Raw genomic sequence first — 23,824 nt, 5'->3', positions numbered from 1 at the left:
ACTGAAAAATCATATCTGGGGCAGGAAAAGCAAGACTCGCGCCAAGTTTGCGCTACGGCGCGGAAATTCGTTGCCGCTCACCTCGGTAGAACCGCTGGACTTCGAGGTATTCCTGATCGATGCGATTGATCAGGTCTTCGATGCCATACAGTGGCTGTTGCCGCACACGCTCCTCGAGCTGCTGGCACAGAGACGCCAATCCCATGGCGCCCATGTTGCTGCTGCTGCCTTTGAAGCTGTGCGCCGCCATCCCGAGCTCGCCAGCATCCTTGGCCTCATGCAGCTGGCTCAGGCGCCGCTCGGAATCCTCCAAAAAGGTTTCCAGCAACTGCAGGTAGCCATCTTCCATGACCTCTCGCAGGTCATTCAGCACCTTGTGATCAATATGCATGTCCACTTGCTCACTCCCTGATCAAGCCTGATTGCGCCAGGGCCGGCACCTTCCCAACCCATGTCGCTCACCATTCGAAATCCACCTGCGCCACCCGCCCACCCTCCAGCCAGCGGGCACGCAACCCCAGGCTTCGCACCAGGCTCAGCCCACGACCACTGAAGCCCTGCGCGGCCGGGCCATCGGCCAGCACCTGTGCGACATCGAAGCCCTCGCCACTGTCGCGAACTTCAATCATCAGACGCCCGCCAGCTCCTTGCGGTTCCACCCGCAGGCCAATGCAGACAAAGCCCCCGACCTGCCCCGCCAAGCGCTCGGCACGCTGACGATAGTACTCCGCGAACCCCTGGGCGTCTTGCTTGAGCCGTGAATTCAGCCCAAGCACACCGTGCTCCAGGGCATTGGAGTACAACTCGCTGAGCACACTGTGCAGGCGACCGCTGCTGGGCCGCAGGCCATGGATCTCCTGCAGCAGTTGCACCAGGTAAGGCACGGGGTTGAAACGCCGCAGGCTTTCCCCGCGCAACTCGAAACGCAGCGACCAGTCCAGCGGGCTGGAGCGCCCGCTGTCGGAGTAGACCACCGCCGGTGCAGCCACCTGCCCAGGCCCGAGCATGCGGATGTCGCACAGGCTGATGTCATCGCGCGTCTGCCCGCCGAAACGCGCCAGCGCCTGCATGACCTCGTCGAACAGGCAGGCCGGCTGGCGATTGCTCGCCAACACCTCACGCAAGCGCTGCACGCCGAACAGGCGCTCTTGGGCATCAGCGCTATCGACCACGCCATCGGACAACAGGAACAGCCGCTCGCCAGCCGCCAGCGGCATGACCTCGGTGCTGTCGTCGAACTGCTCGGCACTCAGGATACCCAGCGGCAGATGCCGCGATGGCAACACCGCCAGCACCTCGCCCGCAGCGGACAAGCGGTAGCCATCGGGCATCCCGCCATTCCATACCTCGACCGTGGCGCGCTGGAAGCTCAGGTTGAGCAACAGCGCGCAACAGAACATGTCCACGGGCAGGATGCGCTTGAGCTTGGCGTTCATCTCGCGCAATGTCTCGACCAGGCCGTAGCCCTTGGCGGTCATGCCATAGAACACCTCGGCCAGCGGCATGGCGCCCACCGCGGCGGGCAGGCCGTGGCCGGTGAAGTCGCCGAGCAGCACATGCATGTCGCCAGACGGCGTGAACGCAGCCAGCAGCAGGTCGCCATTGAACAGCGCATAGGGCGATTGCAGGTAGCGGATGTTCGAGGCATTCAGGCAACCGGCATGGGCAACCTTGTCGAACACCGCCTTGGCCACCCGCTGCTCGTTGAGCAGATGATGGTGGTGCCGGGTAATCTGGTCGCGCTGCTCGAGCACCGTGGCCTGCAGCCGGCGCAAGCGGTCCATGGCGCGGATCTTGGCGCCGAGGATCACCGCACTGTAGGGCTTGGCCATGAAATCGTCGCCCCCGGCCTCGAGACAACGCACCAGCGCCTGCTCCTCGTTGAGCGAGGTGAGAAAGATAATCGGCACCAGCGCCTCGCCGGCCAGCGCCTTGATCTGCCGCGCCGCCTCAAAACCGTCCATCACCGGCATCAGGGCATCCAGCAACACCAGTTGCGGACGGTGCCGGGCAAACAGCGCAACCGCCTGCTCGCCGTTTTCCGCGGTGAGCACCTCGTGGCCCTGGCGCCGGACGATCTGCGCCAGCAACAGGCGATCGGCGGCGCCGTCTTCGGCCACCAGCACGGTCAACGCCTGCGCGGTCGGCATGACCACACTCAACTGATGTCGAACAGCTTTTCGAAGTTGGAAATAGCCAGGATCTTGCGCACATCCGGGCTGGCGTGGACCACGCGAATATCTGCCTCATCGCCGCCGACATGGTCGCGCAACAGCAGCAACATGCCCAGCGCCGAGCTGTCGAGGTAAGTGGCCTCCTTCAGGTCGACCACCACCGAGTCCGGCTTGGGCCGCTGGCGCTCGTAGGCCTCGCGAAACTCCTGATGCTTGCCGAAATCGAAACGACCCTTGACCTTGATCGTCAGCTTTTTCCCTTCCTGTGAAAAATCAGCTTCGACTGCCATGCCAGCGATTCCTTCGATGATGGCGAATGCGACTCCTGAAGGTTTAGCAGTGCGCACCCGGGGCTGCAAGCTTGCCCTGTGGGCGCAATCGCCTTGGCCGGCCTGTACCGGCCAAGCCTGAAAGCCATACAGCCCCTGCAGGAGCGGCTTTAGCCGCGAACACCGGCACAGCCGGTGCCATCCAGCGCAACGCGCGGCCGGCTCAGTGGGGATTTTGCCGGGGCAGGCGCTGGGACAGCTCATCGAGCAATTTCTGTTCGCGCTTGTCCTCGGCCCGGCGCGCTTCGTCCATGTACCGCTGCACCAGCTTGCGCAGCCCTTCGACCCGGGCATAGGTCTGCTGCCAGGTATTGCGCGCGTTATTGAGGTTGGTCTGATGCCAGGCCATGCTTTGACGCTGCTGGGTCATCGCTGTTTCCAGCTGTCCGAGGAAGCGCTGGTAGTTGACCAGCCAGTTACCGTCGACCCCTTGCGAGCCACGGTTGATCCACTGCTGCTGGTAGGCCTCGCGAAAACTCTCAAGCTCGGCCAGCTTGGCCTGGGCGTCACCGAGCAGCTTCTGGAAGTGCCCCAGGCGCTGGGCAGCCTTGCGCTCAGCCTCCTCGGCCATCTCCACCACCGGCGCCAGGCGCGCGGCTCGGCTGGGCTGGGCCATGGCCTATCAACCCGCCGGCGGCGCGAACACCGCGGCCAGCTCTGCACGGCTCTGCGCCATGCCGACGTTTTCGTCCAGGCGCTGGCGCAGGAAGTCCACCAGCTTGGGCTGCAGGGCGATGGCCAGGTCGGTTTCCGGATCGCCACCGGCCACATAGGCACCGACGCTGATCAGGTCACGGCTCTGCGACAGGCGCGACCACAACTGCTTGAACTTCTGCGCCTGGCGCAGATGGTCCGGATCGACCACCTGGGGCATGACCCGGCTGATCGAGGCCTCGATGTCGATGGCGGGGTAATGCCCCTCCTCGGCCAGGCGCCGAGACAGCACGAAGTGACCATCGAGCACACCCCGCGCCGAGTCGGCGATCGGGTCCTGCTGGTCGTCGCCTTCGGACAGCACCGTATAGAAGGCCGTGATCGAACCACCGCCGGGCTCGCCGTTGCCGGCACGCTCCACCAGCTTGGGCAGCTTGGCGAACACCGAAGGCGGGTAACCACGGGTGGCCGGCGGCTCGCCGATGGCCAGGGCGATCTCGCGCTGGGCCTGGGCGAAACGTGTCAGCGAATCCATCAGCAACAGGACATTCTTGCCCTTGTCGCGGAAATACTCGGCGATACGCGTGCAATACATGGCCGCGCGCAAGCGCATCAGCGGCGCGTCGTCGGCGGGCGAAGCCACCACCACCGAACGCTTGAGCCCCTCCTCGCCAAGGATGTGCTCGATGAACTCCTTGACCTCGCGACCCCGCTCACCGATCAGCCCAACCACGATGATCTCGGCCTCGGTAAAGCGGGTCATCATGCCCAGCAGCACCGACTTACCGACACCGGTACCGGCGAACAGGCCCAGGCGCTGGCCACGGCCAACGGTGAGCAGGCCGTTGATGCTGCGAATGCCCACGTCCAGCGGCTGGCTGATCGGGTCGCGGTTGAGCGGGTTGATGATCGGCCCGTCCATCGGCACCCAGTCCTCGGCCTTCATGCCGCCCTTGCCGTCCAGCGCACGCCCGGCGCCATCGAGCACCCGGCCAAGCATGCTCATGCCCATGGGCAGGCGTCCGCTGTCGTCCAGCGGCACCACTCGCGCACCCGGCGCCAGGCCGACGATACTGCCGACCGGCATGAGGAACACCTTGCTGCCGGCAAAGCCCATCACCTCGGCCTCGACCTGCACCGGGTGGTAGCTGTCGTCGTTGATCACCAGGCAGCGGCTGCCCACCGCCGCGCGCAAGCCCTCGGCCTCGAGGGTAAGGCCGACCATGCGCAGCAGGCGACCTTCGACGATCGGCTGCTCGGGCAGCTTCACCGCGTCGGCGTAACCTTCCAGGCGCTTGCCGAAACTGGTGCGATCAAGGCGCATCGGTTTGATCCTGGTCGGCATCCAGCTCGACCGAAATGTCCGGCGCCGCCGGGTGCAGCGCCTGGTCATGGGATTGGTCGAACAATTGCGCGATGGCCTTGTCGATCCGCGTTTCCATGGTCGCGTCGATGCGGCTATGGGCGGTTTCGATGCGACAACCCCCTGGCAGCAGCGCCTCGTCCTCGAGCAGCTTCCAGTTTTCCTCGTGACGCTCGCGCAGGGCCTTGGCCAGCTCGAAGTCCTGAGGGTTGAGGTGGATGCGGATATTGTCGGCACCCATCGGCAACAGTTTCAGCGCTTCACGCAGGACATGGGTGATCTGGCTGGAGTCGCCACGCAGCTCGCGGCCGATGACCTGGCGGGTCATGCCCGCCACCAGTTGCACCAGCGCCTTTTCGATCTGGGTGTCTTGCTCGGCGATCGGCTCGAGCAAGTGGCCCATGACCTGCTCGAGGCTGGCCAGCTTGGCCGCCAGGGCCACTTCCGCCTCCTGGCGCACCTTCAGCTGGGTGCTGTGGAAGCCCTCCCGCTCACCGGTGGCGAAGCCTTCGTTGTAGGCCTCCTGGCGGATGGCCTCGAGCTCCTCGAGGGTCAGTGGCTGGACTTCCTCCAGCGGCACCTCTTCGACTTCTTCCTCGATGACTTCCGGCTCGGGTTCTGGCTCAGGCTCCGGCTGCGGGTCGAAGCTGGGCAACGCCCACACGTCGACGCCCTCGAGGTCGCGGGCGCGGATCAGGTCGCTGGGGTGTTCGGTGGTGGACATGTTTTCAGGTACTCAAAAGCCATCTGCAAGCAACGCGCCCCTGTAGGAGCGGCCTTGTGTCGCGAAAGGGCTGCACAGCAGCCCCACGATCTCGATGTCACCGCAAAATTGTCGGGACAGCCTTGCTGCCCTTTCGCGACACAAGGCCGCTCCTACAAGGGACCGTATCGCCCTGCAGATCAGATCATTTCCTCGGCGCCCTTGCCGCCAAGCACGATCTCGCCGGCCTCGGCCATACGGCGGGCGATGGTGAGGATTTCCTTCTGCGCCGTTTCCACGTCGCTGACCCGCACCGGCCCCTTGGCCTCCAGGTCGTCGCGCAGCAGTTCGGAGGCACGCTTGGACATGTTCTTGAAGATCTTGTCCTTGACCCGTTCGTCGGCGCCCTTGAGCGACACCACCAGCACGTCCGAGGACACTTCGCGCAGCAGCGCCTGGATACCGCGGTCGTCGACATCGGCCAGGTTGTTGAAGACGAACATCAGGTCTTCGATCTGCTCCGACAGGTCGCTGTCGATCTCGCGGATCGCGTCCATCAGCGCACCTTCCACCGAGCTGTCGAGGAAGTTCATGATGTCGGCGGCGCGCTTGATGCCACCCAGGGTGGTACGCGCGGCGTTGGAGTTGCCCGAGAACTGCTTTTCGAGGATCTGGTTCAGTTCCTTGAGCGCCGCCGGCTGCACGGTATTGAGCGACGACACGCGCAAGACGATGTCCAGGCGCACCTTGTGGTCGAAGTTGCTCAGCACCTCACCGGCCTGGTCGGGGTCGAGGTAGGCGACCACAATGGCCTGGATTTGCGGGTGCTCGTAGCGGATGACGTCGGCCACCGCGCGCGGCTCCATCCACTTGAGGCTGTCCAGGCCGCTGGTGTTGCCACCGAGCAGGATGCGGTCGATCAGGCCGTTGGCCTTGTCCTCGCCCAACGCCTGGTTGAGCATCTTGCGGATGTAGCCGTCGGAGCCGACGCCCAGGCTGGTCTGGTCGCCGACGATCTCGACGAACTCGCTCATCACCTGCTCGACCTGCTCGCGATGCACGTTGCCCATCTGCGCCATGGCCACACCGACCCGCTGCACTTCCTTGGGCCCCATGTGGCGCAGCACCTGCGCGGCATCGGTCTCGCCGAGCGAGAGCAGGAGAATGGCCGCCTTGTCGACGCGGCTCAGCTTGGCGGTAATGGCTCGATTGTCACTCATCGGCGTTGATCCACTCTTTCACGACCTGGGCCACGCGACCCGGGTCTTCGGCCACCAGGCCCTTGATTGCGTTGAGCTGTGCCTCGTAACCCTCGCTGGGGCTTGGCAACAGAATGCTTGTCGGGCCACCCAGGCTGACGCGGTCGTTGGCCAGTTCGCCATCCAGACCGATCATGCCGCCCAGTTCCATGTCGCTGTCCGTGGCCGCCTGCTTGCCGCCACCTGTGATGTTGTTGAGCACCGGACGCAGCACGCCGAACACCAGCACCAGGATGAACAGCACGCCCAGCACTTGCTTGACGATGTCCCAGAACCACGGCTGCGAGTAGAACGGAATGTCGCCCAGCTCGTCGCCACGGTCGGCGGCGAAGGGCACGTTGATCACGGTGACGCTGTCGCCGCGACTGGCATCGAAGCCCACCGCGTCCTGCACCAGGCGGGTGAAGCGCGCCAGGTCCTCGGCACCCCACGGGGTGCGGGTGGCTTCGCCGCTGGTGGCGTCCAGCTTGACCTGGTCGTCCACCACCACCGCCACCGACAGGCGGGTCAGACGACCCTGCTGCTGGCGAGTGTGGCTGATGGAGCGGTCCAGCTCGAAGTTCTTGGTGCTTTGCTGGCGCTTGTCGCTCGGGTACGGCGCCAGCATTGGCTGGCCGGTGGCCGGGTCCATGATCTGCTGGCCGTTGGCGTCCACCAGCGGCTGACCAGGCTGGATGGCACCGGCCGGGGTCGCGGCGGCCTTGGCATTCTCGGGCGCGGAGGCGCCGGCCGGCGGCTGGTTGCTCAACGCGCCCGGCACACCCTGCGGGCCCTGGCTGCTGGCGCGCTGCTCGTTGACCGACTGCTCGCTGCGCAGGGCCGGTTGATCCGGGTTGAACTGCTCGGAGGTGGACTCGACGGCGCTGAAGTCGACGTCGGCCGACACCTCGGCCTTGTAGCGGTCGTTGCCCAGTACCGGCTGCAGGATGTTGTGCACGCGCTGGGTCAGCAGGCCTTCCATGCGTCGGCTGTAGTCGAACTGCTTGCCGGCCATGGTCAGGGCGGTGTCTTGCAGCTGGTCGGAGAGCAGATTGCCCTTCTGGTCGACCACGGTCACCTGGGACTTGTCCAATTCCGGCACGCTGGTCGCCACCAGATTGACGATGGCCATCACCTGGCCGGCCTCCAGGGCGCGGCCCGGGTACAGCTCGACCAGCACCGAGGCGCTCGGCTTGCGTTCGTCACGGACGAACACCGAGCTTTTCGGAATCGCCAGGTGCACACGGGCGGCCTTGACATTGTTCAAGCTCGAAACGGTACGTGCCAGCTCGCCTTCCAGGCCACGGCGGTAGCGGGTGGCTTCCATGAACTGGCTGGTACCCAGCCCCTGGTCCTTGTCGAGCAGCTCGAAGCCGACGTTGCCGTCGCTGGGGGCCACGCCGGCAGCGGCGAGTTTCAGGCGCGCACGGGAGAGGTCGTCGGCCTTGACCAGCAGCGCGCCGGAGTTGGGCTCCACGCGGTAGGGAATGTCGGCCGAGGCCAGGGTATCGATCACCTGCTTGGTGTCCATGCCTGCCAGGCTGCCGTACAGCGGCCGGTAATCGGGCTGCTGCGACCAGAGCACCACGGCAAAGCCGATGGCCACGCTCGCGGCCAGGCCGACCAGCAGGCCAACCTGACGCAGCATAGGCATCTGCGAGATGTTTTCCAGGAACGACATGCCGAACAGCGGCGGCTTGGCTGCTGGCGGGCCACTCTTGGCGGGGGCGTTATCGACGACTGCTTCGGCCATGACTCACTCTCGCCCTTATACCGGCATCTGCATGATGTCCTGGTACGCCTGTACCAGCTTGTTGCGCACCTGAGTCAGGGCCTGGAACGACACGGAGGCTTTCTGCGAGGCGATCATCACGTCGGTCAGGTCGACCCCGCTCTTGCCGATCTCGAAGGCGTTGGCCAGCTGGGTGGACGCCTGCTGCGTCTCATGCACCTTGCCAATGGCCTGGCCGAGCATGTCGGCAAAGCTGCTCTGCCCTGGCGCCAGCTCGGGCGCGACAGCGGCCTTGGGCAGGGACATGGCATCGGCCTGCATGGCACGCATGTCCAACATCAGACGATTGAATTCAACACCTTGGGTCATGGACTTCTCTCTCCGGCGGCCGCATTTTTTTGACACTCATGCAGCGAATGAGCTGGAACTAGCAAGAGGAGTGCCAGCCAGCCCTGGGACTATTCAAAACAGTGCTTCAGCCGAACAGGCTGGCCTCGACATCGAAGCCAGCGTCACGCATCTGCGCCAGCTTGTAACGCAGCGTGCGCGGGCTGATCCCCAGGCGCTCGGCAGCTTCCTTGCGGCGCCCGCGTTCGGCGCGCAGGGTGTCGATGATCATCTGGAACTCGTGACGACGCATGTCGTCCCCCAAGCCGCCCACCTCAGCCCCCGACCCGGCAGCCATATCGACACATAATGGCGAAATAGTAGCCACTTTCGGCGACGACAATGGAATGGCGCCAGCCAGACAGAAATCCGCCGCCTCTATGACGCCGCCCTGCTGCAGGATCAACGCCCGCTGCAGGGCGTTGTCCAGTTCACGCACGTTGCCCGGCCAGGCGTAGGCTTGCAGGCAGGCACGCGCATCGGCAGACAGCGTTACCCGGGCATGGCGCATCTTCGCCACATGCCGGGCCAGCAGGCGCTCGGCCAACGGCAGGATATCGGCAGGCCGCTCGCGCAATGCCCGCCAGGCCATGGGGAACACCGACAGGCGATAGTAGAGGTCTTCACGGAAACGCCCAGCCGCGACCTCTGCGGCCAGGTCGCGGTTGGTGGTGGCCAGCACCCGGATATCCAGCACGATCGGCTTGCGCCCACCAACCCGCTCGACCTCGCGCTCCTGCAACACACGCAGCAGCTTGGCCTGCAAGCCCAGCGGCATTTCGGAAATCTCGTCCAGCAGCAAGGTGCCGCCATCGGCCTGCTCGAACTTGCCCGCCTGGGCAGCGATGGCGCCGGTGAACGCGCCCTTCTCGTGGCCGAACAGTGTGGCCTCGAGCATGTTGTCGGGGATCGCCGCGCAATTGATCGCGACGAAGGCCTGGCCCGCGCGCGGCGACTGCTGGTGGATATAGCGGGCGAGCACTTCCTTGCCCGTGCCCGACTCACCGGAAATCAGCACCGTGGAATCGCTGCGCGCAACGCGCACGGCCAGCTCCAGCAATTGCCGACTGGCCGGCTCGCAGGCCACCGGCCCCTCCTCTTCGGCAGCGCCCACGGCATGCCGCGCCACCAGGCTGAGCAGGGCCTTGGGCTCGAATGGCTTGACCAGGTAATCGGCGGCGCCTTGGCGCATGGCATCGACCGCCCGCTCCACCGCGGCATGGGCAGTCATCAGCAACACCGGCAACTGCGGCTGCTGGCGGCGCAATTGCGCCAGCAACTGATGGCCGTCCATGCCCGGCATGTTGACATCGCTGACCACCAGGGCGAAGGCCTCTTCACCCACCACCCGCAAGGCCTCTTCGGCGCTGCCGACGGCACGGTGGGCGAACCCGCCGATCTCCAGGGTATCGGCCAGGGCCTGACGCAACACGCGATCATCCTCGACCAGCAGTACCTTGATACTCATCACCCCCTCTCCTCACGCGCCTCGAACAACGGCAGCACCACCGTCACACAGGTACCGCGGCCAAGCTTCGAACGCAGGCGCAACTCGCCGCGATGGGCGCGGACCACGGCCTGGACCACCGCCAGGCCCAAGCCGGTGCCGGTGGCCTTGGTGGTCAGGAAGGGCTCGCCCAGACGCTCCAGCAACTGCGCATCGATACCGCTGCCGGCATCGCTGACACACAGGTGCAAGGCGCTCTCGCGGCGCATCAGGTGCACCTTCAGCCGCGCCGGCTCGGCGCTGGCCTGCAAGGCATTCTCGATGAGGTTGAGCATGGCGCCGACCAAGGTATCGCGATTGCACAGCAGCTCACCCAGGTGGGTATCGCACTGCCAACGCACCGCATGCCCCTGGACATGGGCTTGCGCCGCCTGCTGCAAGGCCTGGAACAATGCCTTGGGGCTGATCCGGTCATTGAGCGGCAGCTCGCCGCGGGCGAACACCAGCATGTCGCGCACCTGGTGCTCGAGCTCGTGCAGGCGCTCCTTGAGGTTGCCGGCGAAGCGCTGGCGGGTTTCCCCCGGCAGCTCCTGCGCCGGGTCAGCCAGGTGGCTGGCGTAGAGCATCGCGGCCGACAGCGGCGTGCGGATCTGGTGGGCCAGCGAAGCCACCATGCGCCCCAGCGACGACAGGCGCTGATGGCGCGCCAGCTGGTCTTGCAGGCGACGGGTTTCGGTCAGGTCGTTGAGCAGCACCAACTGGCCGGGCTCGGCATCCAGCGAGCGCGTGGCGATCGACAGGCGGCGCCCGTCGCGCAGGGAAACCTCGTGGCCATCGTCCTCGCGCGGCGCGAAGCTGCGGGCGATCACCTGCCGCCAGAGCACGCCGAGCAACGGCTCGCCGAGCAACTCGCAGGCCGCCGGGTTGGCCTCGCGCACATAGCCATCGCCATCGATCACGATCACCCCGCCAGGCAGCAGGTCGAGCAGGTTCTGCAGGCGATTGGCCAGGCGCTCCTTCTCATCCAGCTCGGCCATGCGCTGGCCGCTGACCACCGCCAGCTCGCCCTTGAGCTCACTGACCCGGGCCTCGAGCAGGTTGTAGGACTGGCTCAGCTGGCTGGAAACCTGATCGAACAGGGCGAACGCCTGCTCAAGCCCCTGCCGGCTTTCCTGCTCGAGCGGGGTATGCCCGCGCGGATCGGGGGCTGGGGAACGGTGGGCGGCCTGGGGCATCGTGCTCTCTCGCATGGCTGACCGTCATAAAAACGGTATGTTGCCTGCGATGTAGCAATAGCCGTGCCGGAGATGGGGATAAAGCAAAGTTGTCGGGCGGGTTGTTGATCAGGCTCAAGGGGCATGGGCTTGAGCCGGCCTGGTTTCTGTGCGAGTAACCCAGGGGCCGCGCAGTGACCCCTGATTACAGCGCCGAGCCGATGCCGCCGGGGCCGCTGCGCGAGCTTTTCGCGACACAAGGCCGCTCCTACCAGGTACGCGCAAACCTGCGCAGTCGGCAGCCCATCACTCGTCGGCCTGCTCCTCGCCACCCTGGCGGCTCATGCCGTACTTGCGCATCTTCTCCACCAGCGTGGTGCGACGGATGCGCAAGCGCTCGGCGGCGCGCGCAACGATGCCGTTGGCATCATCCAGCGCCTGCTGGATCAAGCCCTGCTCCAGGCTGCCAAGGTAGTCCTTGAGGTCCAGCCCTTCGGGCGGCAGCATCGCATGGTTGGCGAAGTTCGGCGCATGCCCGTTGATCGCCACGCGCTCCTCGAGGTCGGAACGCAGGCTGTCGACCAGCTGCTCGTCCTCGTCGTCGACATAACGAAACTTCTTCGGCAGCTCGGCAACCCCGATAACCCCGTAGGGATGCATGATCGCCATGCGCTCCACCAGGTTGGCCAGCTCGCGCACATTGCCCGGCCAGCCGTGACGGCACAGCGACATGATCGAGGCAGAGTTGAAGCGGATCGACCCACGCTTCTCGTGCTCCATGCGCGAGATCAGCTCGTTCATCAGCAGCGGGATGTCTTCCACGCGCTCGCGCAGCGGCGCCATCTCGATGGGGAACACGTTCAGCCGGTAATACAAATCTTCGCGGAAGGTGCCGTCCTCGATCATGGTCTCGAGGTTCTTGTGCGTCGCGGCGATGATGCGCACGTCGATGCTCTGGGTCTTGTTGCTGCCCACGCGCTCGAAAGTACGCTCCTGCAACACCCGCAGCAGCTTGACCTGCATCGGCAGCGGCATGTCGCCGATCTCGTCGAGGAACAGGGTACCGCCGTTGGCCAGCTCGAAACGCCCGGCGCGGCTGGTGATCGCCCCGGTGAAGGCGCCCTTCTCGTGACCGAACAGCTCGCTCTCGAGCAGCTCCGCCGGGATCGCCCCGCAGTTGACCGGCACGAACGGCGCTTCGCGACGCTTGGAGTGGTAGTGCAGGTTGCGCGCCACCACCTCCTTGCCGGTACCGGACTCGCCGAGAATCAACACGCTGGCGTCGGTGTCGGCCACCTGCTGCATCATCTGCCGCACATGCTGGATGGCACGGCTGGTGCCGACCAGGCTGCGGAACAGATTAGGCTCGCGCTGGCGACCGCGCTCGCGGGCCTGGTCGTACATCTCGCGATAGACCTGGGCACGGTGCAGCGAATCGAGCAGCTGGCTATAGCTGGGCGGCATCTCCAGGTTGGAGAGCACGCGACGGCGCAGGTCCTCGGGGAACTCCGCAGAAGAAATTTCACCCAAAAGCAGCACCGGAAGGAACTCATCCCACCCCGCCACTGTCTTAAGGAGCCCCAGCACGCTGGCTGGCGCATTTACGGTCCCGATCAGGACACACAGCACTTCACGGCTGGAAGACAAACCTTCGACCACCTGCTGCCAGTCCTGGCTGGAGCAAGAAAGGTTTTCTTCGCCGAGAAAATTCAGGACCACCGCCAGATCGCGGCGGCGTTCGCTGTCGTCATCGATCAGGAGAATCTTGGTTTCACGCCACATGCAATAGCAACTTCCCTAGTCATATCGGCGCCCGAAGGCGTGCACGACATCATTCCGACTGAATGGTCAGTGTTCGGACGTCTGAATTTCGAAAACAGCCACTAGTAAAGTCAAAAAGACTGTAACAGTCAAATTTATGGCGCCTCTTACTCAGTTCGCTGCATCTTAACTGAATAAATGGTAAACCTTCGAAGCATTCTTTGCTTGCTTGATCTGGGTCATCTCATCGGCGATCGCCTGGCGTTCACCGATCGTGGCGTCGAGCAGGTCGCGATAGACCTCCAGCAAGCCTTCCAGCCGTTCCTTGACCAGCGCTTCGTCGAGGCTCGGCGCACTGAGCATGTCATCGATGCAGGTGCGGCAGTTCTCGTCGAGCGTGCGGATGGCTTCCCAGTCACGCGCGGCCAAGGCATCGCGCAAGGCGTCCTGGGTTGCTTCGAAACGTTGCAGCTCGCTGCTCATCCTGCCTCCTCAGCCGACCGGCTGTGCATCGGCAATCGCATCCCAGCCGCTCTTGACGGTGATCAGCAGTTGCGCGACCTCGTCGATGATCGCCGGGTCGTTGTCGATGTTAGCCTGCATCAGGCGATTGGTCATGTAGGCGTACAGGCTCGACAGCTGCTCGATGTAGGCCGGATCATGGCTTTTCTGCGCATCGAGGCCATCGTTCAAACCGATGATGATGTCGATCGCCTTGCCCAGCATCAGGCCTTTTTCAGCAATGTCGCCACGGGCCAGCGCACCTTTGGCCTGGGCCATGCGATCAAGCCCACCCTCCATCAGCATCTGCACCAGGCGATGGGGCGTTGCTTCGGAAATCTGGGCATGGGAATTGACCTTCTGGTACTGACGAAGGGCTCTCATGGGATTCATCTTGCGACCTCGTGACGGGCAAAAACGGTAGGTTCGATAGTCCCTGTATCGGGCCGGCGGCGAAAAACTTTACCAGCCGATGACATGAAGCCGGGCATCATGCCCGGACTTCATGCGACGTTCACGGATTATTTGTCGTTCTTGGCGTTGTTCAGCGCATTCAGCGTACCCAGAACGTTCTGCTGCTGCTGGCGCAACTGCGAGACCAGGCTATCCATGTTGTTGTACTTGTCCTGCAAGCTGACCCGCAGGGCTTCCATACGTGTATCGAGGGTGTCCTGCTCGGTCTTGAGCTTGGTCAGGCTCTCGGACAGCGTTTTAGAACGCTCAGCGAGGGTACCGGTGCTGGCCTTGGCATAAGGCTCGGTGACCTTCTGCAGACGCGCGAGCATGCCATCCTTGCCATTGAAGATGCTGGTCAGGTCGGCGGCGTTGGTGGCCGCGGCCTTATCCCACTTCTTGTCGTCCAGGCTCAGCAGGCCACCGTCCTGGGACGAGGTAACGCCGAACGCGGCCAGCGACTTCATGGTGCCATTGCCGGACAGCGCGTTCATTTCTTCGCGGATCGAGGACATCAAGGCGCGCATCGAGGCATCACCGGTCAGCGCTGCCGGCGTCATGGTGCCATCGGCGTTCTTGGTCACGCGGGTTTCCGCATTGATGACCCTCATCAAGGCGTTATAGCTGTCGATGAACCCTTTCAGGCCGGACTTCAACGCGGTGCTGCTGGTGGTCAGCGACAGCGTAGTTTTGAGGAACGCTTTGGTGTCCTTGTCCTGGGCAGAAACGCCGACCAGCTTGATATTCAGCCCGCTCACCGCATCGCTGATATCGTTGCTCTTGGACTCCATGGAGATGCCATCGAGCATGTACTTGGCATTCTTGGGTTCATCCACCACGGTGTAGCCAGTATCAAGACCGGAGTTCCCAGACAGGGTGATATCGGAACCCACCCCCATCTTGTTGGAAGTAATCACCAGGCGCGAACCCGAGGCATCGGTCAACACGTTGGCACTCAGGCCGGCAGTCCCGAACTGGCTGTTGATCGCCTCGCGCACCTGTTGCAACGTGGCACCCGGCGGGATGCTGACGTCGTGATCCTTGCCATTCTGGGTGATCGTCAGCTTGGTGGCGGTGGTCCCGGGATTGACCACGCTGTTCGCGCCACCGGCGTAAACCTTGGTGGACACCTTGGACGCCGAGGCCAGCTGCTCTACCTGCAGGCTGAACGAGCCATTGGCCGCGCCCGCACCCGCGGTGATGGTGGCAACCTTCTCGTCCGAAGACTTCAGCGCCAGACCACCGAAGCTGTTGTCGTTGGTCATGCTGGTCAACGCGCCACGGAAGGCATCCAGGGCGGCCTGGATCTTGCCGATCGAGGACAATGTGGTGGTTGCCTTCAGTGTCTGGGTATTGATCTGTGCCTGCTTCGGCGCCTTTTGCGCGTCCACCAGGGACTTCACAATCGCCTGGGTATCGATGCCCGAACCGATACCGCTGATTGTTGAACCTGCCATCATTGCTCTCCTTGTACGGTGGCTGCCGGATCCTTGGCGGAAAAATCCCTCAAAAGATCGACAGCAACAAAAATCATGCCAGCCTATGCCTTGCCGTCGAACAGCAGGCTGCCAGCTTCGCTGAGGCTTTGTGCCAGCTTCAGCGCGGTTTCCGACGGGAGTTGGCGGATCACGTCACCCGATTCGGTGGCGATCACCTTGACCACGACCCGGCCGGTGGAATCATCAATGGAAAAATCCAGCTTGCGCTGGCTCGACTGAACGAAATCACGAATTTCGCCAACCGCCTTCTCCAGGTCCTCGCGGGTATGCGGCTTGTCGGCCGCGGCCGCTGCCTCCTGCACTTTGGCAGGCGCCAGTGGCTCCTTTACAGCAGTCACCGGCTGGGGCGGCACCGCAGGATACACCTGGCTCAGCTTGACACTCATGTCCATGCTTCGAACTCCTCATGTCAAAAAGGCGAAAGGGCACGTAAACGCGCCCTCCCACCTCTTACTCAGGCGCCTGAATTACTGAAGCAGTTTCAGGACCGAGGAAGGCAGCTGGTTAGCCTGCGACAGGATCGCAGTCGAAGCCTGCTGCAGGGTCTGCTGCTTGGTCAGCTCTGCAGTTTCCGAAGCGAAGTCCACGTCCTGCACGGTGGAGCGAGCAGCGGTGGAGTTCTTCTGGATGTTCTGCAGGTTGTCGACGGTGGTGGTCAGACGGTTCTGGGTAGCACCCAGGCCCGAACGGACGCTGTCGATCGAACCGATGGCCTTGTCAATTACCGCAACAGCGTTCTGTGCATTGGTCGCGCTTGTAACATCAGTATCGGAAACGTTGGTTTTTTTCGAGGAAACCGAAGTAGCAGCACCACCAAACAGGGCAACAGTGCTGCCAGCTCCATTTGCACCAGCACCATCTGCAATCGAGTAGCCTTTGGCCGAGTCCAGCGAAATCTGGCCAGTCACAACCGAGTTATCACCACCAGCAGCATTCAGAGGTGCGAGAGTAGCGTAAGTGCCACTGCCATTTTTTGCTGCAATTTGTACACCGGGCGCACCGGCTTTTGGTGCGAAGGTGATGTTTTCGCCAGTATCAGACTTGATTTCGAGATTCTTGGTCGACTCGTCATAGTTGACGCTAATTCCCAACTTCGCAGCGTTCGACTTCAACTGATCCGCCAGGCTGGCGTTATCAGTGACACCGACGAAGCTAACGGTAGAGCCGCCAACGGTCAAATCAAAGTTAGCTGGAGCGGCAGCAGTCGCACCACTCGCATCCAACTTCACTTCAGTACTGGCAGTAGCGGTCAACCCGCCAATAGCGCCATTCAGTTGAGCCGCAACATCCTTAGCCGAAGCACCGAGGCCGTAGTTTACAGTTTTGGTTTGACCATTACCGGTTACAGCCAACTCACCTGCAGCGAGACCATCTTTAGTGATAGCGATATTGCCAGTTTTGAGCTGCTGCGAACCAATGCTCTTAGCCGAAACGTTATCCAGAGTCAGGTTGATGGTTTCGTTGGCGTTGGCGCCGACCTGGATGGCCTTGGTGCCGTACGAACCGTCCAGCAGCTTCTGGCCACCGAAGGTGGTGGTAGCGGAAATACGGTTCAGCTCGGCGGTCAGAGCCTGGTATTCGTCGTTGTTCGACTTACGGTCGTCGGGGCTCAGGGAGCCAGTGGCCGAGGACAGAGCCAGGGTACGCATCTTCTGCAGGATGTCGGTCGAAGCCTGCATCGCGCCTTCGGCGGTCTGGGCGATCGAGATACCGTCGTTGGCGTTCTTGACTGCCTGGCCCAGGCCGTTGATCTGGCTGGTCAGGCGGTTGGCGATCTGCAGGCCGGCAGCGTCGTCTTTGGCGCTGTTGATGCGCAGGCCGGAAGACAGGCGCTGCATCGAAGTGGTCTGTGCGGTGCTGGCCTTGTTCAGGTTAACCTGAGTAGTAACCGAAGCAATGTTGGTGTTTACAGTTAAAGCCATGACGAAATCCTCGTTGGATGGGTACTGCGGCTTCCGGCCCTGGCATCCGCCGGGTATGGCCTAGAGAACCTTCGTAATGGTTATCGTCGTCTGCGTGGGTTGCTTGAGGGCATTTTCAAAAAAAAAATGCCATCACCCCGCCACCCCTACAAAATCAGGGGGTTAAGGAAGATCGGGGCGACCAGCGGGCTTGGGGCAAGCGACCTGCGCATGGCTGGAAGGGGCTTCTGGCAAAATCGCCGTAGGAGCCGGCTTGCCGGCGAACACCGGCACAGCCGGTGCCAGACACCGCACCGCCTGGTTCGCCAGCAAGGCTGGCGCCTACACGTTCGCGCACTAGGCGAACGCATAAAAAAACGCCTGGCGGGATGCGCCAGGCGTTTTTTTGATCAGGCCACAGGTCAATCCCGATACAGGATCGCCGAACCCCACGACAAGCCCACGCCAAAGCCACTGATGGCCACGCGCTTCCAACTGCTGTCGAGCATGTGTTTCTGCAGCAGCAGCGGCACGCTGGAGGACACGGTGTTGCCGGTCTCGAGCATGTCCTTGACGAACTTCTCCGGGTGCTGTTCCTCGAAGCGACGCGCCACGGCATCGACGATGGCGGCACTGCCCTGGTGGATGCAGAACGCGTCGATGTCCGCCGACTGCAGGCCACTGGCCTCGAGCAACTCATGCAGGTGCGCCGGCACCTTGACCAGGGCGAAGTTGAACACCTGGCGACCGTTCATGAAGAAGGTGCCATCGCTGACTTTCAAGTGCTCGGCACCCGAGCCATCGGTACCGAAGCGCGCCTCGCCCAGCTGCCAGACGGCGTTTTCGCCCATCCAGGTGGCGGTGGCGGCATCACCGAACAGCATGGTGGTGTTGCGGTCTTCGGGGTCGACGATCTTCGAATACGGGTCGGCGGTGATCAGCAGGCCGTTCTTCAGCCCCGCCGCCTGCATGAAGCCCTTGATGGCGTACAAACCGTAGACATAGCCGGAGCACCCCAGCGACACGTCGAACGCCGCCACCCGGGTGGACAGGCCCAGCTTGTCCTGAACGATCGCCGCGGTGTGCGGCAGCCCTTCTTCGTCACCGTTCTGGGTGACCACGATCAGCACGTCGATCGCCTGCGGATCGAGCTCGGGATTGTTGGCGAACAGTGCCCGCGCGGCTTCGACGCACAGGTCGGAGGTTTCCTGCTCAGCGGCCTTGCGCGGCAGGAAGGAGGCGCCGATCTTGCCGAACATGAACGCTTCGTCCTTGCCGAACTTCGCACCCTGGACATAGTTGTCCAGGCCAGCGGTAGGCACATAACTCGCAATGCTTTTGATGCCAATCATTCTGGCTTCCCAATGAAAACAGCCAAAGACCACCACTCGATGAATTGAGGGCGCCAATACCGGGTCGAAACCGCTGCAGCCCGAGACAGACCGAAACCAGGCCGTCGCTCGCACACCGGTAACAAAATGCTGCAGCTACTGCCGCATAGGATACAGGGAAGATGCGCGATTTGACTCATTGGTCACACTCATTTATCGCGAAAAGCCCGGCACCGCCGCGTCACAGACACGAAAAAGCCCCAGCAGCACGAAGCTGGCCGGGGCTTTTTTAGCGCAGGCGCAATCAGAGCTTGTTGAACAGGCTCAGCTGGGAGATCCGCGAGAACGCCAGTTGCGAGGCCTCGAGCATGGCCTGCTGCAAGGTCAGCATGATCGACGCTTCAGCCATGTCGGTATTGCCGATGGCGTCCTGGGTGATCTTGTTGGCCGTGCTCAGACTGGTGTTTTCCTGGCGCTGGATATCCAGCGAGTTGCCACGGGCACCGATCGAGCCTCGGGTGATATCGACCTGTTCGCGGGCGCTGGCGAAGTTGGCCACTGCCGAGGCGACGGCGTTCTTGATCGCGATATTGTCACCCGCGGTGCCGGGCGGCGCATCCAGTGCCGCGCGCAGCTGGCTGAGGGTCTCCAGCACGCTCTGGTTCTGGTGGTTGTTGGCATTGACGGCGAACTGGTCACCGGCCTGCGGCGCACCGGACACCTGGTAGGTCACGCCGGCCACCGTCAACGCTGGCGCGGTGAAGGTGCCGCTGGCCACCGGCTTGCTGTCGGCGGTCAAGGGCTGGGCGTAGAACTCGTAGGTGTTGGCACCGGTGAACTTGATCACCGCACCGTTGCTCGGGAAGGTACTGCGGTACGCCGCCTGGTCGGTCACGGCGCTGCTGGTGACCTGGGCGCTGGACGGGTTGCCGGCACCGCGCACGGTGGTCAGCGAGTCGGGGCGCGCCTGCACGCTGAACTCACGACCCGCCACGATGGCATTGGCGTCCTCGCCCTCCTCCAACGAAACCGTGACCTCGAACTCGACACCGCGCAGGGCGATGCGGTTGCCTCCCTCGGCCTTGCTGTCGAAGGTGCCGTTGGTCGGGGTCTCGGCGGTGATGTCATTGCCCAGGGCATCGGTCACCTTGTACTGGGTAGCACTGGTGAAGGTGATCTTGTAGGGCTGGCCCGCGGTGAAGCCGCTGTTGAAGCTGTTGTTGGAAGTCAGCAGGCCCGGCGAGAGCGCGACCTTGCCGTCGTCAACCGGCGGCGCCACCAGGCTGGACTCGGTACGGCTCTTGTTCTTGGCCGAATCGAAGATACTGAAACCTGTGTCGTTGGTGGCCAGGCTCAAGGTGTCGGACACCTGCAGGCTCAGCTGGGTCTGGTCGCCCTGGTAGCTGTAGGTGCCATCGGCATTGCGCACATAGGGCGGCGACGAGGTCTTGGTACCGCCGAACATGTAGTCGCCGTTGGCATCGCGTGAATTGAGCAGGCCGAAGATGTTGGCTTCGATTTCCTTCAGCTCGCTGCTGATGGACACGCGGTCGGCATCGGTCACCCCGGCGCCACCGGCACGCAGGGCCAGCTCGCTGGCGCGCTGCATGGCGTCGTTGATGGTGGCCAGCACGCTCTCTTCCTGCAGCAGCGAGTTGTTCACCGTGGTCATGTTGCCGTCGTACTGCTTGAGCAGCGCCTGTTGCTGCTGCAGCAGCAGCAGGCGCGCGGCGCCGACCGGATCGTCGGCGGCGGTCTGGATCCGCACGCCGCTGTCGATCTGGGTCTTGCTCTTCATCAGGTCGGCGAAGTTCTTGGTGTAGCTACTGGCGCTCGCCTCATAGAACTGAGCGGTGGAAATACGCACGATGGCTACTCCTTACAAAGCGTTGATCAGGATGCTGAAGGTTTCTTGCGCCGCCTTGATGATCTGCGACGATGCGGTGTAGTAGTGCTGGAACTTGATCAGGTTGGCCGCCTCATCGTCCAGGTTGACACCGGAAACCCCGTTGCGGCTCTCCTTGGCCGAGTCGAGCACGGCCTTGGTCGCGACGGTATCGATTTTGGCCTGGTTGGCCTTGGCCCCGACCCGCTCGACCAGCGAGGCATAGGACGAGGTGAAGCTGGAACCGGTACCGGAGTTCAGGCCGACCGTGGACTTGGTCTGCAGCCCGAGCAGCGCCTGGGCGTTACGGTTGTCCGACTTGCCGTCGGCATTGAAACCGAAGGTGAAGCTGTCGTTGGTGGCCGGGCTGCCGCCCACGGTGGTCTCGACGCTGAAGGTACGCGGATTGCCGCTGCCATCGAGGATCGGCGCCCCCGTGGCATCAAGCATCGGCACGTTGATGGTCAGTTTGTTGTCCTGGCCCGGGACGATGGTGCCGGTGCCGATGGAGTTGCCCTTGGCGTCGTACAGGGTATAGCCCTGGGTACCGCCGCTGGCGGCCTGGAACACCATGCGCACCGGCATCGAGTGCTTGATCGAATCCTGGATCAGCGCGGTATCGGCGCCGCCGTAGATATCCAGCTTGTCGCCCAGGTTCGGCTGGGTGATGGTGCCGCTGCCGGTATTGCCGCTGCCCACCACGCCGTTGATCGGCCCGGCGAAGGCCAGCTTGTTGGCGTCGGTGAGCACGGTATTGATCGAGCCTGCCGCCGAACGTGCCGGGCTGACCTTGAAGCTGTCGCCGGCCGCCAGGCCACCGCCGTTAAGAGCGAGGGTGAAGCCGTCGATCACCGGCGGTGGCGTGGTGGTCAGGTCGAAGCTGCCCATGTCGGTGCCGTCGGAGCGACGCACGCTGTACTGGTTGGGGCCAGTGAACTTGACTTCGTAGTCGTAGGTGGTCAGCGCACCGCTGTTGGCGATGGTCACGTCCAGGTTGCCGGAGCCGGCGCTGTTGTTCGACGAGGCCAGGCTGCGCTGGCTGATCGCCGCGGCGCTGTTGATGCTGGAGAACAACGCGCTGCCGAACTGCCCATTGGCGTCCAGGCCCTGCCCCAGCTGGCTGTTGATGCTGTCGGCCACCACCAGGGCGACACGCCCCAGCTCGTTCATCGACGGATTGAGCACGTCGTTGCGATAGCGCAGCAGGCCGCCGATCTGCCCACCACTGGCCACGGAGGTGACATCCGAGGAGAAGTTCGGGTAGTTGATCTGCAGGCTGTACTGGCTCTTGTCGGCGGCGCTTGGCACGGCGCTCAGGGTGTTGGCGCGATTGCCGGTGACCAGCGACTGGCCATTGCCCATGTACACATCGTAGTTGCCGTCGCGCTCCTGCACGGTGACGCCAACCAGCTCGTTGAGCTGGCGCACCGCTTCGCTGCGCGCATCCAGCAGGTTGTTCGGCGAAGCGCCGGAGGCCGACAGCTGGGTGATCTGCTTGTTCAGGTCGGCAATGCTCGAGGTCAGCTTGTTGACCTGCCCGGAGAGGGTCTCGAGCTGGCTGTTGATGCTGCTGTTCTGCTTGCTCATCTCGCTGGAGATGGAGTTGAACCGGTTGCTCAGGGTCTGCGCCTGGGTCAACAGCAACTGCCGGGAGGCGATATCGCTAGGCTTGGCCGAAGCGGTCTGCAAGGCCGAGAAAAAGGCGGTCAGCACCGAGCTGATGCCGGTGCTGCTTTCGGCCAGCAGTTTGTCGATACCCGTGATCTGATCCTGGAATGCCGCCGCATCGGTATTGAGCGAGGTCGCGGTCTGCAGCTGGTTGTCCAGGTAGGCGTTGTAGATGCGACGCACATCCGACAACGTGGTGCCTGTGCCGACAAAGCCTGCGCCGATGTTGTGCGATGGCCCCGTGGTCTGGATGGTTTGCTGCCGCGAATAACCGGAAACCGCCGCGTTGGCGATGTTGTTACCGGTGATGGCCAACGCGGTCTGGCTGGCATTCAGGCCCGACAGCCCGATCGAGATCAGGTTAGACATGGTTCAATCCTTATAGATTCGTGGTAGTGCCAGCCATGGCGTATTCCTGGGTCGGCTGCAGTTGCCGGGCAATGCTGATGATCTTGCGGGCATAGTCCGGGTCGGTGGCGTAGCCAGCCTTCTGCAGCTCTCTTGCAAACTGTTCCGGTTTATCGGCCGAGCCGACGGCATCTTTATAGCGACTGTTGTTCTGCAACAGGCTGACCAGGTCGTGGAAGCTGTCCTGGTACGAGTCGTAGGAACGGAACGCCGCCGTCTCCTTGACGAACTGGCCGCCGCGGAATTCGCTGGTGATCGCCCTCGCCTCGCCCCCCTGCCAGTTGCCGGTGGCCTTGATGCCGAACAGGTTGTGGCTGCTGCTGCCATCGGGGTTGCGCATCACCGACTTGCCCCAACCGGTTTCCAGCGCGGCCTGGGCCACCAGGTAGCGGGGGTCGATGCCAATGCGCTTGGCCGCTTGCTCGGCCATCGGCAGCATGGTGGCAACGAACGCGTCGCTGTCGCTGAAGGCCTTGTTCGGCGCCAGCGGCGGCTGGGCCACGGCCCGGCCGAGAATACGCATGCCCTCGCGCTCGCGTGGCGCGGCGAAGGTCTGCGCCGGCTGCCAGTCGCCACGGGCGACACCGGCCAGCGACGGCCCGTTGCGCTGGGGCAAGGCGGCATCGCCAGTGGCGCCCGCCGCCGACGGCACGATACCGGCCAGCAGGCGATCGGTAAGCTTGCCCGGCAGCGCCAGGCGCCGCGAGTTGAGCGCTGCCACATCGTTGCGCCCGGCCGCGACCTGTTCGCCCCGCGCCGGCTGGGCCACACGACCACCACCCCACAAGGCTGGCGCCGGGCCGTCGATACGCGGGAACGGGCTGTTGTTGACCGCACCACTCTTGTTCTTGCTCAACTGGCGCACCAGCACGTCCTGCAGGCCGATACCACCACCCTCGCGGGACATGCTGACCGCCAGCTGCTGGTCGTACATGTCGCGGTACTGCTTGGTGGTGTCGCTGTTCATCGGGTTTTCTTCGTCGGCCAGCACATCGCTGGCCTTGCGCGAGGCTTTGAGCATCTCGCTGACGAACAAGGACTCGAACTCCTGGGCCACCTTGCGGATGTTGCCCTCGCTGTCGCGATCGCCGTGCTTGAGCGAACTCAGGCGATTGAGGTCGGTGAAGGCGCCGCTGTCGGCCGGGCTGGAAATCAAGCTCTTCGGATTCATCCCAG

21 protein-coding genes are annotated in these 23,824 nt (G+C 63.4%); all 21 read right to left on the bottom strand.

What is annotated here, in order from left to right; all coding sequences use genetic code 11:
• Positions 1-52 precede the first annotated feature (52 nt).
• Positions 53-391 carry an Hpt domain-containing protein gene (locus NJG22_RS21950; protein ID WP_253097708.1) on the bottom strand — a complete coding sequence of 113 codons (339 nt, stop codon included), beginning with the start codon at positions 389-391 and terminating at the stop codon, positions 53-55.
• A 67-nt stretch (positions 392-458) separates the two neighbouring features.
• The gene (locus NJG22_RS21945) at positions 459-2,150 is read right to left on the bottom strand and encodes a fused response regulator/phosphatase (RefSeq protein ID WP_253097707.1); all 1,692 of its coding nucleotides are present in this window, start codon (positions 2,148-2,150) and stop codon (positions 459-461) included.
• 8 nt (positions 2,151-2,158) lie between these two features.
• The gene (locus NJG22_RS21940; protein ID WP_253097706.1) at positions 2,159-2,464 is read right to left on the bottom strand and encodes an STAS domain-containing protein; all 306 of its coding nucleotides are present in this window, start codon (positions 2,462-2,464) and stop codon (positions 2,159-2,161) included.
• Between the two features lie 202 nt (positions 2,465-2,666).
• Positions 2,667-3,119 (bottom strand): flagellar export protein FliJ, encoded by a 453-nt coding sequence (fliJ, locus tag NJG22_RS21935; RefSeq protein WP_217849009.1) that lies wholly within the window; start codon positions 3,117-3,119, stop codon positions 2,667-2,669.
• Positions 3,120-3,125: 6 nt separating this feature from the next.
• A complete protein-coding gene (fliI, locus tag NJG22_RS21930; protein WP_217849011.1) occupies positions 3,126-4,481 on the bottom strand; it encodes a flagellar protein export ATPase FliI in 1,356 nt (451 codons plus the stop codon).
• Entirely contained in the window at positions 4,471-5,244 is a 774-nt protein-coding gene (gene fliH, locus NJG22_RS21925) for a flagellar assembly protein FliH (protein ID WP_253097705.1), read from the bottom strand. Before fliH ends, fliI begins: the two co-directional genes overlap by 11 nt.
• Before the next feature lie 179 nt (positions 5,245-5,423).
• Positions 5,424-6,443 carry a flagellar motor switch protein FliG gene (gene fliG, locus NJG22_RS21920; protein ID WP_028692791.1) on the bottom strand — a complete coding sequence of 340 codons (1,020 nt, stop codon included), beginning with the start codon at positions 6,441-6,443 and terminating at the stop codon, positions 5,424-5,426.
• The gene (gene fliF / locus NJG22_RS21915; RefSeq protein WP_253097704.1) at positions 6,436-8,214 is read right to left on the bottom strand and encodes a flagellar basal-body MS-ring/collar protein FliF; all 1,779 of its coding nucleotides are present in this window, start codon (positions 8,212-8,214) and stop codon (positions 6,436-6,438) included. The genes fliG and fliF overlap by 8 nt, the downstream gene beginning before the upstream one ends.
• Positions 8,215-8,229: 15 nt before the next feature.
• Positions 8,230-8,562, bottom strand: a complete 333-nt coding sequence (gene fliE, locus NJG22_RS21910) for a flagellar hook-basal body complex protein FliE (protein WP_253097703.1) — start codon at positions 8,560-8,562, stop codon at positions 8,230-8,232.
• A 106-nt stretch (positions 8,563-8,668) separates the two neighbouring features.
• Positions 8,669-10,048, bottom strand: coding sequence for a sigma-54 dependent transcriptional regulator (locus NJG22_RS21905; protein WP_253097702.1), 1,380 nt, complete (start codon positions 10,046-10,048; stop codon positions 8,669-8,671).
• The gene (locus NJG22_RS21900; RefSeq protein ID WP_253097701.1) at positions 10,048-11,262 is read right to left on the bottom strand and encodes an ATP-binding protein; all 1,215 of its coding nucleotides are present in this window, start codon (positions 11,260-11,262) and stop codon (positions 10,048-10,050) included. The genes NJG22_RS21905 and NJG22_RS21900 overlap by 1 nt, the downstream gene beginning before the upstream one ends.
• Before the next feature lie 285 nt (positions 11,263-11,547).
• Positions 11,548-13,023: a transcriptional regulator FleQ gene (gene fleQ, locus NJG22_RS21895; RefSeq protein ID WP_217849021.1), complete on the bottom strand. Its 1,476-nt coding sequence runs from the start codon at positions 13,021-13,023 to the stop codon at positions 11,548-11,550.
• A 165-nt stretch (positions 13,024-13,188) separates the two neighbouring features.
• Positions 13,189-13,485 carry a flagellar protein FliT gene (locus NJG22_RS21890; RefSeq protein WP_253097700.1) on the bottom strand — a complete coding sequence of 99 codons (297 nt, stop codon included), beginning with the start codon at positions 13,483-13,485 and terminating at the stop codon, positions 13,189-13,191.
• Between the two features lie 9 nt (positions 13,486-13,494).
• On the bottom strand, positions 13,495-13,896 hold the full coding sequence (fliS, locus tag NJG22_RS21885) for a flagellar export chaperone FliS (RefSeq protein ID WP_217849025.1): 402 nt from the start codon (positions 13,894-13,896) through the stop codon (positions 13,495-13,497).
• 128 nt (positions 13,897-14,024) lie between these two features.
• Positions 14,025-15,413 (bottom strand): flagellar filament capping protein FliD, encoded by a 1,389-nt coding sequence (gene fliD, locus NJG22_RS21880; RefSeq protein WP_253097699.1) that lies wholly within the window; start codon positions 15,411-15,413, stop codon positions 14,025-14,027.
• Positions 15,414-15,496: 83 nt separating this feature from the next.
• Positions 15,497-15,847 carry a flagellar protein FlaG gene (locus NJG22_RS21875; protein WP_253097698.1) on the bottom strand — a complete coding sequence of 117 codons (351 nt, stop codon included), beginning with the start codon at positions 15,845-15,847 and terminating at the stop codon, positions 15,497-15,499.
• Positions 15,848-15,922: 75 nt separating this feature from the next.
• The gene (locus tag NJG22_RS21870; protein WP_253097697.1) at positions 15,923-17,377 is read right to left on the bottom strand and encodes a flagellin; all 1,455 of its coding nucleotides are present in this window, start codon (positions 17,375-17,377) and stop codon (positions 15,923-15,925) included.
• 401 nt (positions 17,378-17,778) lie between these two features.
• Positions 17,779-18,708, bottom strand: a complete 930-nt coding sequence (locus NJG22_RS21865; RefSeq protein ID WP_217849030.1) for a ketoacyl-ACP synthase III — start codon at positions 18,706-18,708, stop codon at positions 17,779-17,781.
• A 283-nt stretch (positions 18,709-18,991) separates the two neighbouring features.
• Entirely contained in the window at positions 18,992-20,554 is a 1,563-nt protein-coding gene (locus NJG22_RS21860) for a flagellar hook-associated protein 3 (RefSeq protein ID WP_253097696.1), read from the bottom strand.
• Positions 20,555-20,566: 12 nt separating this feature from the next.
• Positions 20,567-22,609, bottom strand: a complete 2,043-nt coding sequence (gene flgK, locus NJG22_RS21855) for a flagellar hook-associated protein FlgK (protein WP_253097695.1) — start codon at positions 22,607-22,609, stop codon at positions 20,567-20,569.
• 10 nt (positions 22,610-22,619) lie between these two features.
• Entirely contained in the window at positions 22,620-23,819 is a 1,200-nt protein-coding gene (flgJ, locus tag NJG22_RS21850) for a flagellar assembly peptidoglycan hydrolase FlgJ (protein ID WP_253097694.1), read from the bottom strand.
• Positions 23,820-23,824 lie beyond the last annotated feature (5 nt).

Origin of the sequence: Pseudomonas sp. VA159-2 (genome assembly GCF_024126635.1) — a bacterium.
Taxonomy (GTDB): domain Bacteria; phylum Pseudomonadota; class Gammaproteobacteria; order Pseudomonadales; family Pseudomonadaceae; genus Aquipseudomonas; species Aquipseudomonas muyukensis.
Note: the sequence above shows the minus strand (reverse complement) of the source record. Positions and strands in the feature narration are given on the sequence as shown.